The organism is Pseudaminobacter soli (ex Li et al. 2025), assembly GCF_003012705.1.
Classification (GTDB): Bacteria; Pseudomonadota; Alphaproteobacteria; order Rhizobiales; family Rhizobiaceae; genus Pseudaminobacter; species Pseudaminobacter soli.
The window spans coordinates 149,547-161,936 of the sequence record NZ_PXYL01000001.1; the positions used below are offsets into that span (position 1 = coordinate 149,547).

Annotated in this window: 10 protein-coding genes; all 10 read left to right on the forward strand. The window is 63.6% G+C overall.

The window, feature by feature from the left end; genetic code table 11:
* The first annotated feature begins 24 nt into the window (after positions 1–24).
* Positions 25–951 (forward strand): D-alanine--D-alanine ligase, encoded by a 927-nt coding sequence (locus C7I85_RS00645; protein ID WP_106722028.1) that lies wholly within the window; start codon positions 25–27, stop codon positions 949–951.
* Positions 939–1,877 carry a cell division protein FtsQ/DivIB gene (locus C7I85_RS00650; RefSeq protein WP_428832795.1) on the forward strand — a complete coding sequence of 313 codons (939 nt, stop codon included), beginning with the start codon at positions 939–941 and terminating at the stop codon, positions 1,875–1,877. Before C7I85_RS00645 ends, C7I85_RS00650 begins: the two co-directional genes overlap by 13 nt.
* The gene (gene ftsA, locus C7I85_RS00655) at positions 1,874–3,184 is read left to right on the forward strand and encodes a cell division protein FtsA (RefSeq protein WP_106722030.1); all 1,311 of its coding nucleotides are present in this window, start codon (positions 1,874–1,876) and stop codon (positions 3,182–3,184) included. The genes C7I85_RS00650 and ftsA overlap by 4 nt, the downstream gene beginning before the upstream one ends.
* A gap of 76 nt (positions 3,185–3,260) precedes the next feature.
* The gene (gene ftsZ, locus C7I85_RS00660) at positions 3,261–4,970 is read left to right on the forward strand and encodes a cell division protein FtsZ (protein ID WP_106722031.1); all 1,710 of its coding nucleotides are present in this window, start codon (positions 3,261–3,263) and stop codon (positions 4,968–4,970) included.
* A 281-nt stretch (positions 4,971–5,251) separates the two neighbouring features.
* A complete protein-coding gene (gene lpxC / locus C7I85_RS00665; RefSeq protein ID WP_106722032.1) occupies positions 5,252–6,196 on the forward strand; it encodes a UDP-3-O-acyl-N-acetylglucosamine deacetylase in 945 nt (314 codons plus the stop codon).
* A 196-nt stretch (positions 6,197–6,392) separates the two neighbouring features.
* On the forward strand, positions 6,393–7,259 hold the full coding sequence (locus C7I85_RS00670; protein WP_106722033.1) for an outer membrane protein assembly factor BamD: 867 nt from the start codon (positions 6,393–6,395) through the stop codon (positions 7,257–7,259).
* Between the two features lie 15 nt (positions 7,260–7,274).
* Entirely contained in the window at positions 7,275–8,951 is a 1,677-nt protein-coding gene (gene recN, locus C7I85_RS00675; protein ID WP_106722034.1) for a DNA repair protein RecN, read from the forward strand.
* Between the two features lie 124 nt (positions 8,952–9,075).
* On the forward strand, positions 9,076–11,229 hold the full coding sequence (gene ligA, locus C7I85_RS00680; protein WP_106722035.1) for an NAD-dependent DNA ligase LigA: 2,154 nt from the start codon (positions 9,076–9,078) through the stop codon (positions 11,227–11,229).
* A 115-nt stretch (positions 11,230–11,344) separates the two neighbouring features.
* Positions 11,345–12,097: an AzlC family ABC transporter permease gene (locus C7I85_RS00685; RefSeq protein ID WP_106722036.1), complete on the forward strand. Its 753-nt coding sequence runs from the start codon at positions 11,345–11,347 to the stop codon at positions 12,095–12,097.
* Complete coding sequence (locus tag C7I85_RS00690) at positions 12,094–12,390, forward strand: AzlD family protein (RefSeq protein ID WP_106722037.1); 297 nt, start codon at positions 12,094–12,096, stop codon at positions 12,388–12,390. Before C7I85_RS00685 ends, C7I85_RS00690 begins: the two co-directional genes overlap by 4 nt.

Here is a 12,390-nt window from a genome sequence, read left to right on the forward strand (position 1 = left end):
CCCGGTCGAAGGGACTGTGGGGATATGACTTTAAAGCATGTGGCCGTGTTGATGGGTGGGTTTTCCTCCGAGCGGCCTGTGTCTCTTTCGTCCGGTAATGCCTGCGCCGATGCGCTCGAGCAGGTCGGCTATCGCGTCACCCGCGTCGATGTCAGACGCGATGTTGCTGCGGTTCTTTCCGAGCTTAATCCGGATGTCGCATTTAATGCACTGCATGGTCCGTTCGGCGAGGACGGCACGATCCAGGGCATCCTCGAATATCTCCAGATTCCCTACACCCATTCGGGCGTTCTCGCCTCGGCGCTGGCGATGAACAAGGAGAAGGCCAAGAAGATCGTCGAGGCTGTCGGGGTGCCGGTGGCGCCGGCGCGCGTCATGAACCGCTTCGACATCGGCAATCAGCATCCGATGAAGCCGCCCTATGTCGTCAAGCCGGTGAATGAGGGATCAAGCTTCGGCGTGGTGATCGTGAAGGAGGACCAGTCGCATCCGCCCCAGATCATCGGTTCATCGGAGTGGCGCTATGGTGAATCGGTCATGGTGGAGCGCTACATCCATGGCCGCGAGCTGACCTGCGCGGTCATGGGCGATGTGGCGCTCGGGGTCTGTGAGATCATTCCGACCGGCCACGCCTTCTACGATTACGATTCAAAATACGTTCCGGGCGGATCAAAGCACGAATGCCCGGCGAAAGTTTCACCGAATATTAACCAAAAAATACAGACACTGGCGCTCAAGGCTCATCAAGCAATTGGGTGTCGGGGCGTCTCCCGGTCGGACTTCCGCTACGACGATCGCTATTCCGAAAATGGCGAGATCATCTGGCTCGAAGTGAACACCCAGCCGGGTATGACGCCGACTTCGCTAGTGCCGGAAATTGCTGCGCAAGCAGGACATTCATTTGGTGAACTTTTGAGTTGGATGGTGGAGGACGCTTCGTGTTTGCGTTGAGGTCTGATCGGAGAAGAAGGATGGGAGCGGGCCGACGCCGTCCGCTCGGCGCATTCTTTTTGGCCGAAGGCTTCGTGCTGCCGCGCTGGCTGCGTAAGCCCGTGCGTGTCCTTGCGCGCCTGTTCAAGGGCGACTTCACCGCGCCGCGCTATGCGTCCACCATTTCCTCTGCGGCTTTCCTTGCCGCAAGCGTGATTTACGGTGCCTATGAGGGTGGCCATATGCCCACCGTCGTGCAGGCCATCACTGCGCGCAGCGGCTTTGCCGTGGATCAGATCAAGGTGGTCGGTCATCGCGAAACGTCCGAGATCGACGTTCTCGACAAGCTGGAGCTCGATGGCTGGACCTCGCTGATCGGTTTCGATGCCGAGAAGGCGCGCGAGCGCATCACCGAGCTGCCCTGGGTGCAGGTCGCTTCCGTTCGCAAAGTTTATCCCAATACGCTCGAAGTGAAGATCGAGGAGCGCAAGCCCTTCGCCATCTGGCAGCGTGGCAGCGAACTGTCCGTCGTCGAGGAGGATGGAAGGGTCATCGCTCCGTTCGCCGGTGGCCGACAGGCTGCACTGCCGCTGGTCGTCGGCTACGGCGCTGCCCAGGATGCCTCGGCCTTCCTTGCCAAGGTTCGGCAATACCCCGAGTTGGCTTCGCGGGTGAAGGGTTACATTCGCGTTTCCGAGCGGCGCTGGGATCTCTGGCTGGAAAACGGCGTGACCGTGAAGCTGCCCGAGGATGCGGTGGATGCCGCACTCGCCGATCTGGTGAAGATGGATCACGACATGGGGCTGCTGTCGCGCGACATCGCCGCGGTCGACATGCGCATCACCGATCGCCTTGTCGTTCAGTTGACGCCCGAAGCGGCGCTTCGTCGCGAGGCTGCGCTGAAGGATGCGAAGGGCAACAAGAAGAAGCCGGAGACGAGAATATGAGTCTGCTCGGCGGTCGAAAGGATAGCCAGTCGCGTCGGTCCGGCATCGTCACCGTTCTCGATGTCGGCTCGAGCAAGGTCTGCTGCATCGTCGCAAAGCTGAAGCCGGCGGCGGAAAGCCAGCTGCTCAAGGGGCGCACGCATCAGGCCAAGGTGATCGGCATTGGTCATCAGAAGTCCCAGGGCGTGAAGTCCGGCGTGGTCGTCGATCTCGATCGCGCCGAACATGCAGTGCGCCTTGCGGTCGACGCGGCAGAGCGTATGGCTGGCCTGACCGTGGATTCACTGATCGTCAACCTGACGGCCGGCCGCCTGAAGAGCCAGATATTCTCCGCCACGATCAATCTTGGTGGTCACGAAGCCTCCTCCGGTGACATCAAGCGCGTCCTGGCTGCCGGTGCCAAGCAAGCGCTGCGCGCCGAGCGCGAGGTGGTGCATGCGCTGCCTGTCGCCTTTTCGCTGGATGCCGAGCGTGGCGTGCGCGATCCGAGCGGCATGGTCGGCGAGACGCTGGGCGTAGACATGCATGTGCTGACCGGCGATGCCGCGCCGCTGCGTAATCTCGAGCTCTGCATCAATCGCTCGCATTTGTCGGTCGAGCGGATGGTCGCGACGCCTTACGCTGCCGGTCTTGCGGCGCTGGTCGACGACGAGCTCGAAATGGGTGCCGCCTGCATCGACATGGGCGGCGGCACGACGACGATTTCCGTGTTTGCCGACGGCAAGTTCGTTCACGCCGATGCCATTCCGGTCGGTGGCAACCACGTCACCATGGATCTGGCCAAGGGCCTTTCGACCCGGCTGGAAGATGCCGAGCGGCTCAAGGTCATGCACGGCTCGGCCCTGCCGGGCAGCTTCGATGACCGCGATCTGGTCACCATCCAGCCGATCGGCGCCGACGAAACTGAAGTTCCGCTCCAGGTTCCCCGCTCGGTGATGACGCGCATCATCCGCGCCCGAATCGAGGAAACGCTGGAGATCCTGCGCGACCGCCTGAACAAGTCGGGCTACGGCGCGGCTGTCGGCAAGCGCGTGGTTCTGACGGGCGGCGCCAGTCAGCTTGCCGGCCTGCCGGAATCAGCGCGGCGCATTCTGGGGCGCAATGTACGGATCGGCCGTCCGCTCGGTGTTGCGGGCTTGCCGGAAGCAGCCAAGGGACCCGCATTTGCGACGGCGGTCGGTCTGCTGATTTATCCGCAAGTCGCAAGCTTCGAGATAAGTCAGGCGAATAGTATCGCAGGGATTCGCATGACTGGGACGGGCGGGAAACTGCATCGCATGAGTCAGTGGTTGAGAGACAGTTTCTAGAGTTTGACGGGGGCAACCCCTTGGACATTGGCGGCCGCAGCGGCGCAGCGGTGGGAAAGGCAAAAGGACGAGGACTATGACGATCAATCTGCAGAAGCCGGACATTACCGAGCTCAAGCCCCGCATCACCGTGTTCGGTGTTGGCGGCGGTGGTGGCAATGCCGTCAACAACATGATCACCGCCGGCCTTCGCGGCGTCGAATTCGTCGTGGCGAACACCGACGCGCAGGCGCTCACCATGACCAAGGCCAGCCGCCTGATCCAGCTCGGTGCGAACATCACCGAGGGCCTGGGCGCCGGCTCGCAGCCCGAGGTCGGTCGCGCCGCCGCCGAGGAGTGCATCGACGAGATCATCGACCATCTGTCGAACACCCACATGTGCTTCGTCACCGCCGGCATGGGCGGCGGCACGGGCACGGGTGCCGCTCCCGTTGTCGCCCGCGCCGCCCGCGAAAAGGGAATCCTCACGGTTGGCGTCGTCACCAAGCCGTTCCACTTCGAAGGCCAGCGCCGCATGAAGACGGCCGACCTGGGCATCGAAGAGTTGCAGAAGTGCGTCGACACCCTAATCGTCATCCCGAACCAGAATCTCTTCCGCCTTGCCAACGACAAGACCACCTTCGCCGACGCCTTCGCGATGGCCGACCAGGTGCTGTATTCGGGCGTCGCCTGCATCACCGACCTGATGGTCAAGGAAGGCCTGATCAATCTCGACTTCGCCGACGTCCGCTCGGTCATGCGCGAGATGGGCAAGGCCATGATGGGCACGGGCGAAGCTTCGGGCGAGGGCCGCGCCATGGCCGCTGCCGAAGCCGCGATCGCCAACCCGCTGCTCGACGAAACCTCGATGAAGGGCGCCAAAGGCCTGCTGATCTCCATCACCGGCGGTCGCGACCTGACCCTGTTCGAAGTCGACGAAGCCGCTACCCGCATCCGCGAGGAAGTCGATCCGGACGCGAACATCATCCTGGGCGCGACCTTCGACGAGGAACTGGAAGGCGTCATCCGCGTGTCGGTCGTTGCGACCGGCATCGACAAGGCCTCGGCCGACATTTCCACCGCGCCGATCGCCATCCGCGCACCTGTGAAGCCGGCTGCTCGCCCCGCCGGCATCCCGGAAGCCCGCCCGGCCGCCATGGCTCCGGTTCAGGAAGCTCCGCGCATGGAACCGCGCACGGCTGATCAGATCGCCGACGCGATCCGTATGGCCGAAGCAAGCGCTGCGGCCCCTGCAATGGCCGCGCCGCGCCCGGCTCAGGCTCCGGTGGCGGAAGATTTCCGCCCGCAGAGCAAGCTTTTCCAGGCTCCGACCCAGCAGGTGCAGCAGCCGCATCCGGTCATGCAGCAGCCGCAGCCTCAACCGGTGATGGCTCCCATGCCCGCGCCCGTCCAGCAGCGTGAAATGCCGCAGCCTGTTGCCGCCGCGCCGCGCATGCCCCGCGTCGAGGATTTCCCGCCGATGGTGCAGGCCGAGGTCGAGGCCAAGACCCGTCCGGCTCCCCAGCAGCATGAGGACCGCGGTCCGATGGGCCTGCTGAAGCGCCTGACCAACGGTCTCACCCGCCGCGAGGAAGAGCCTGCTCGCCTGCAGCCGGCTCAGCCGCGCGAGCCGAAGCTGCGTCAGCAGGCGCCGGAACTGCGCCGCGCCGGCAGCCAGGATCCGTCGCTCTACGCGCCGCGCCGTGGCCAGCTCGACGACCATGGCCGCCTGACGCCTCAGGCTCGTGCACAGCATGAGGACGATCAGCTGGAAATCCCGGCGTTCCTGCGTCGCCAGGCCAACTGATCCGTTAACGAGATGTAACGAACCCAAACAGGCGGGCATTTCGATGCTCGCCTGTTTGTTTTTGAAAGTTCAATAAAAACAGCAGGTTGAATAGCAGGTGCAATATTGCGCCGGCATTACACAGAGTAAGAATCCGTGATTTGGACTCTCCTGCCTGGGCTACTATTTTCCGGCCATCGTTGAAGTCGGCCGTCCAGAATCAGTGGGGGGACGGATTCTTAGCCGGCGATGACAACAGATGCCGCGCCCGGAGGGGTTGGCGGACATGGGCTAACGGGCACATGGGGATTCACTTGTACGACTATCAGACGACGCTGAAGTCGCGCGCAACGCTCTCGGGCGTTGGTGTGCATAGCGGCAAACCGGTTTCCCTGACTTTCTTGCCCGCCGACGCTGACACCGGCATCGTTTTCCATCTGACGAGCGCGGGCGGTCGCGAACTGCGCGCCCTGGCATCCGAAGTCGGTTCCACGGATCTCTGCACGCTGCTCGGCGACCCGGCCGGTGCCCACATCGGTACGATCGAGCACGTCATGGGTGCATTGATCGGAACGGGCATCGACAATCTGGTCATCGAGGTGGACGGCAATGAAGTGCCGATTCTCGATGGCAGCGCCATCCAGTTCGTCGAAGCCATCGAGCAGGCGGGAATCGAGACGCTGAGCGCCAAGCGCCGCTATATCCGCGTCCTCAAGCCGGTTCGCGTCGAATCAGGCGCCTCCTGGGCGGAGTTTCACCCTCATGCCGGCACTCGTTTCGAAGTCGAGATCGATTTCGCGAGCGAGGCGATCGGGCGCCAGTCCCTGGCGGTCGACCTCACTGCGGAAACGTTCCGGAACGAGATCGCGCGTGCACGCACCTTCGGCTTCATGAAGGATGTCGAGCCGCTCTGGGCTGCCGGTTACGCGCTGGGCTCCTCGCTCGAGAACTCCGTAGTGATCGGCGACGACGGCCGCGTCATTAATATGGAAGGCCTGCGCTACCCCAACGAATTCGTGCGCCACAAGATGCTCGACGCCATGGGCGATCTCGCACTTGCCGGTGCCCGCTTCATCGGTTGCTTCCGTTCCTATCGCGGCGGCCATCGCCTCAATGCAGCGGCACTGCGTCGTCTGCTGACGGATAATTCGGCCTTCGAAATCGTCGAGGCTACTCGTCGCGAGCGCGGCCGGTCGGCGGAGATGATCGCAGTCAATGCGCCGGTCTACGCGCCTTGGGTGCTCTGAGACAGGTCCAGGTGTGGCACGGATGTGCCACTCGGCCGCTTCCGTGATGCGCTCCATAGGTTGAATGCGACCTGGACGTGGACATGCCACAAAAATGCACGAATAGCTGGCGATAGCGTTGCCGTTCGGGGGCAGTTGTGATCTATGACTGCGCGGGCCATTGAGTATAATTACGCCGAGAGGGCAGAATCTGATCATGGTTTTTGAGCGAGCTGCACAGTCGACCAGGTCGGCGCGCACTGCCATTTTGGCGCTTTCGGTGTTTTCTGCACCGCTTTTCCTTTCGGCCTGTACGTCTTCCGGAAAGGATCTCGACCTGTCCACCTATGTGGAGCAGACCGAGCCCGCAGATGTTCTTTACAACCAGGCGCTGGCAAATATGAATGCCGGCCGCCTGAAGGAAGCCAGCGCCAAATTCGACGCCATCGATCGCCAGCATCCTTATTCGGAATTTGCACGTAGATCGCTGGTGATGGGCGCCTTCGCCAACTACCGGCAGGGCAACTATGACGACGCCATCAACTCGGCCAAGCGCTATCTGGCGCTCTATCCGTCGACGCCCGATGCGGCCTATGCGCAGTACATCGTCGGCCTCTGCTATTTCCGCCAGATTCGCGATGTGACGCAGGACCAGAAGGAATCGCGGCGCGCCATCGAGGCGATGCAGGAAGTGGTCACCCGCTGGCCCGATTCCGAATATGTCGACGACGCCAAGACGAAGATCCGCATGGCGCGCGACCAGCTCGCCGGCAAGGAAATGCAGGTAGGCCGCTACTATCTCGAGCGGCGCGAATACATCGCCGCCGTCAAGCGCTTCCGCTACGTGGTCGAGAACTATTCCAACACGCGCCACATCGAGGAGGCGCTCGCGCGCCTCACCGAGTCGTACTACGCGATGGGCCTCACCTCCGAGGCGCAGACCGCGGCGGCCGTTCTGGGGCAGAACTATCCCGACAGCCAGTGGTACAAGGACTCCTATAAGCTTCTGCAGTCCGGCGGGTTGGAGCCGCGTGAGAACGCGGGCTCCTGGATATCCAAGGCCGGAAAGCTCATCACCGGCTGATCGAAGCGGGCGTCGATGCTATCGAGGCTGTCGATCCGCGATATCGTTCTCATCGAGAAGCTGGACATTGATTTTGCGTCCGGCCTCTCGGTGCTTACCGGCGAAACCGGCGCGGGCAAGTCCATCCTTCTAGATTCGCTGTCCCTGGCGCTGGGCGCCCGGGGCGATGCCTCGCTCGTGCGCCACGGCGCGACCCAGGGGCAGGTGACGGCCGTCTTCGACGTGCCGCGCAACCATCCGGCCCGCCAGATACTCACGGACAATGCGCTCGACGATGATGGCGACATCATCCTGAGGCGCGTCCAGACCGCCGACGGTCGCACGCGCGTCTTCGTCAACGACCAGCCCTCAAGCGTCACTCTGATGCGCGACATTGGCCGTGCGCTGGTCGAGATCCACGGTCAGCACGACGACCGCGCTCTGGTCGATGCCGGCGCCCATCGCGACGTGCTCGATTCCTTTGGCGGCCATCTCGGCGTGGTGCGGGCCTGCGCGGAAGCCTGGCGGCGCTGGCGCGATAGCGAACAGGAATTGTCGCGTCACCGGGCGCGCGTCGAGGCAGCGGCTCGCGAGGCCGACTATCTGCGCGCTGCCGTGGCCGAGCTGTCGCAGCTCGATCCGCAGCCGGGCGAGGAGGCGGAACTGGCCGAGGTGCGCACGGCAATGATGCGCGCCGAGAAGATCGCCGGCGAGATCCAGGACGCGCAGGACGTGCTTTCCGGGTCCAACTCGCCCTTGCCACAGCTTTCCAGCCTGCTCAGGCGCCTGCAGCGCAAGGCGGCCGAGGTGCCGGGGCTGCTCGACGATGTCGTGACCTCGCTGGACGAGGCGATGCTTTCTCTTGATGCCGCGCAGTCGGGTGTTGATGCTGCTCTGCGCGCCACCGAATACGACCCGAAGCGGTTGGAAAAGGCCGAGGAGCGTCTGTTTGCGCTACGCGCGGCTTCCCGCAAGCACAATGTGCAGGTCGACGATCTTGCCCGTCTGCGCGACACCATGGCCGCCGATCTCACCGATCTCGATGCCGGCGAAGAGCGGCTGCAGATCCTGGTCAAGCAGGCAGCAGCAACGCGGGATGCCTATGACAGCGTTGCGGCGCATCTTTCAGAACTTCGCAAGGCAACGGCCGTCGGCCTGCGCAACGCGGTGATGGCGGAACTCCCGGCGCTGAAGCTCGAGCGGGCCGAGTTCATTGTCGAGATGGGCACCGAGCCGGACAACCGGCAGGCAGAGGGCATCGATCTCATCGAGTTCTGGGTGCGCACCAATCCGGGCACCAAGCCTGGCCCGATGATGAAGATTGCCTCTGGCGGCGAGCTCTCGCGCTTCCTGCTCGCACTCAAGGTGGCGCTGGCGGATCGCGGCTCGGCACCGACGCTCGTGTTCGACGAAATCGACACCGGCGTGGGCGGTGCGGTGGCCGATGCCATCGGCCAGAGGCTGTCGCGCCTGTCCAACAAGGTGCAGGTTCTGTCGGTGACGCACGCGCCGCAGGTGGCCGCGCGAGCGAGCACGCATTTCCTCATCGCCAAGTCCGGCAGCGCCGAGCAGGTCTCGACCAGCATCCGCGAGATGGATTGGACGGCGCGCCAGGAAGAGATCGCCCGAATGCTGGCCGGCGCGACCATCACCGAGGAAGCGCGCGCAGCGGCCGAGCGCCTGTTGCGCGAGAACGCAGAAGCCGTCTCCTGATCGCGCCCAGCGCGGCTTGTCAGGACGATTTCCGGTTCCAATCTCTTTTCGCTGAATGCCTGCTGCCCTGACATTGCATGTTGGGGTAGTGTAGCGGCCTTTCAGCCAGCCGGATTCGCCTATTATGTCCGAGATCATCAGACCCGTCGAAGAATTGACTGAGGCAGAGGCCGCCGCCGAGCTTGCGCGGCTTGCCGCAACAATCGCCGAGAATGACCGGCTCTATCACCTCGAGGATGCGCCGAAGATTTCGGACGCCGAATACGACGCGATGCGCCTGCGCAATGCCGCGATCGAGGCGCGCTTTCCGGAGCTGGTGCGCTCGGATTCGCCTTCGCTCAGGGTTGGCGCGGCGCCTTCCGCCACCTTCACCCAGGTTGTTCATGCGGTGCCGATGCTGTCGCTCGACAACGTCTTCACCGATGAGGACGTGGTGGATTTCATCGCCAGCGTGCGGCGCTTCCTGGCATGGCCAGCTGACCGGGAAATCATCTTCACAGCCGAGCCCAAGATCGACGGCCTGTCGATGTCGCTTCGCTATGAAAACCGCCGGCTGGTGACGGCGGCCACGCGTGGCGACGGCACCACGGGCGAGAACGTGACCGCCAACATCCGCACCATCAAGGAAATCCCGCAGCAGCTGCCGAAGGATGCGCCCGATGTGGTGGAGGTGCGCGGTGAGGTCTATATGCGCCGCGACGACTTTTTCGCGCTCAACCAGCGCATGGCCGAAACCGGCCAGGTTTTCGCCAATCCGCGCAATTCGGCGGCCGGCAGCCTTCGCCAGAAGGACCCGGAGGTCACGCGCTCGCGACCGCTGAAATTCTTTGCCTATGCCTGGGGCGAGACGAGCGAACCGCTGGGCGAAACCCAATACGATGTGGTGCAGCGCTTCGGCGACTGGGGCTTTCCCATCAATAGTTTGATGGACCGCTGCCGGTCGCTCGAGGATATTTTGGCGCACTATCGTGCCATCGAAGCGCAGCGTTCCGAACTGCCTTATGACATCGACGGCGTCGTCTACAAGGTCGACCGGCTGGACCTGCAGGCGCGGCTCGGCTTCCGTTCGCGCAGCCCGCGCTGGGCGACTGCGCACAAATTCGCAGCCGAGAAGGCGACAACCGTTCTGACCGGCATCGACATCCAGGTCGGCCGTACCGGTGCGCTGACGCCGGTGGCGCGGCTGCACCCGGTAACCGTGGGCGGGGTGGTGGTGACCAACGCTACGCTCCACAACGAGGATTACATCCGCGGCATCGGCAACAACGGCCAGCCGATCCGCGACGGGCGCGACATCCGCGTTGGCGATACGGTGCTCGTCCAGCGCGCTGGCGACGTCATTCCGCAGATCCTCGACGTGATCCTGGAAAAGCGCCCGGCCGACGCGGTTCCCTACGTCTTCCCGGACCGCTGCCCGGCCTGCGGCAGCCACGCCGTACGCGAAGAAGGGGAGGCGGTGCGCCGTTGCACTGGCGGCCTGATCTGCCCGGCGCAGGCGGTCGAACGGCTGCGCCATTTCGTGTCGCGTAATGCCTTGGACATCGAAGGGCTCGGCGAGAAACAGATCGAGTTCTTCTTCAACGCCGAAGACCCGGCGCTGCGCGTCCGCGCGCCTGCCGATATCTTCACGTTGAAGGCGCGGCAGGAGAAATCGCTGACCAAGCTGGAGAACATCGACGGCTTTGGCGCCGTCTCCGTGCGAAAGCTCTTCGCAGCTATCGACGACCGGCGCGAAGTGGAGTTTTCCCGCTTCCTCTTCGGGCTGGGTATCCGGCACATCGGCGAAACCAACGCGAAGCGTCTCGCCCGGCATTTCCTGAGCTTTTCCGCCCTGCGAACAGCAGCCGAAAGCGCCGTCATGCCGCAGGGCAAGGGCGATATCGGCAACGCGGCCTGGCAGGAGATCAATGGCATCAACGGCATCGGTGACGTCGTCGCCGAGGCGGTGGTCGAGTTCTTCGCAGAAGACCATAACCGCGAAGCCGTGGACGCGCTGCTGAAGGAAGTCACGCCGCTCGACGAGCAGCCGGTCGGCGAGGTTTCGTCGCCTGTTGCCGGCAAGACGGTGGTCTTCACCGGCTCGCTCGAAAAGATGTCGCGTGATGAGGCCAAGGCGATGGCCGAGAAGCTCGGTGCCAAGGTGGCCGGTTCGGTGTCGAAGAAGACCGATCTCGTCGTGGCGGGGCCGGGCGCAGGCTCCAAGCTGAAGCAGGCCACCGAACTCGGCATCGAGGTGATCGACGAGGACGCCTGGTTCGAGCGCGTGGCGAAGGCCTAGAGCAACTCCGTCGCTCCAGGCGCGGTTCAGTTTCACTGATGACTGGCTCAACCGTTTTCATATGACAGATATGCCAGCGCTACCTACATAGGGACCTTCTCGAGGAATGGCCCCTATGTCGATAGAAGCAGTTACGCGAAGATCCCAATCCGGCGCGTTCTGGCGCGGTGCGCGGCTGAGCCTGCCCGTGATCATCGCATCCGGTCCATTTTCGATGCTTTTCGGAGCCATCGCGGTCGATAACGGCTTTTCGGTCTTCGACGCGTTTTTCATGAGTGCCACCGTCTATGGCGGTGCGAGCCAGATGGTGGGCATCGAACTGTTCGGCCACCAGGTTGCGCCGTGGCTCATCGTGCTGTCGATCTTCGCGGTGAACTTCCGCCACGTGCTCTATTCTGCCGCTGTCGGCCGCCACCTCGCTCACTGGCCGGTGCTGCAGCAGGCGGCTGCCTATTTCCTGCTCACCGACCCGCAATATGCACTGACCGAAAGCGAGGGGCAGAAGGGCAAGGTGTCCTTCACCTGGTACATGGGCGCGGCGCTGTCGGTCTATGTGTCGTGGATCATCCTGACGGCTCTCGGCGCCTTCTTCGGCAAGCTCATTCCCGACACCAAGGCGCTGGGTATCGACTTCCTGCTGCCGATCTATTTCCTCGGCCTGGTGATGGATTTCCGCAAGCGCCCGCTCTGGCTGCCTATCGTTGCCGTCAGTGCGGTGGCCTCCATCCTTGCCTATAAGTTCGTCGGCTCGCCCTGGCACGTCTCGTTGGGCGCGCTGGCGGGCATCGCGCTCGCCGTCATCCTGCCGCCGCACCACAGCGGCGTTGTGCCGATCGAAGACGAGACGGAGATGGAGAAGCTGCCATGAGCACCACGTTCTGGATCACCATCGCCGCTGCGATCGCCACCTATCTCACCCGCGTCGGTGGGCATCTGGTGATTTCCCGCTTCGAGCGCATTCATCCGCGCGTGGAGGCCGGGCTGAACGCCGTGCCGGCTGCGGTGTTGACCACGCTCGTCGCGCCTGCCGTGCTCGGTGCGGGGCCGGCGGAATGGGCCGCGCTGATTGTCGCCGCGCTCGTTGCGCTGCGCGGCGGCCTGCTTTCCATGTTCCTGGCGGGGGCGGCGGTGCTCATCGTCGCCCGGCAATTCACGGTCTGA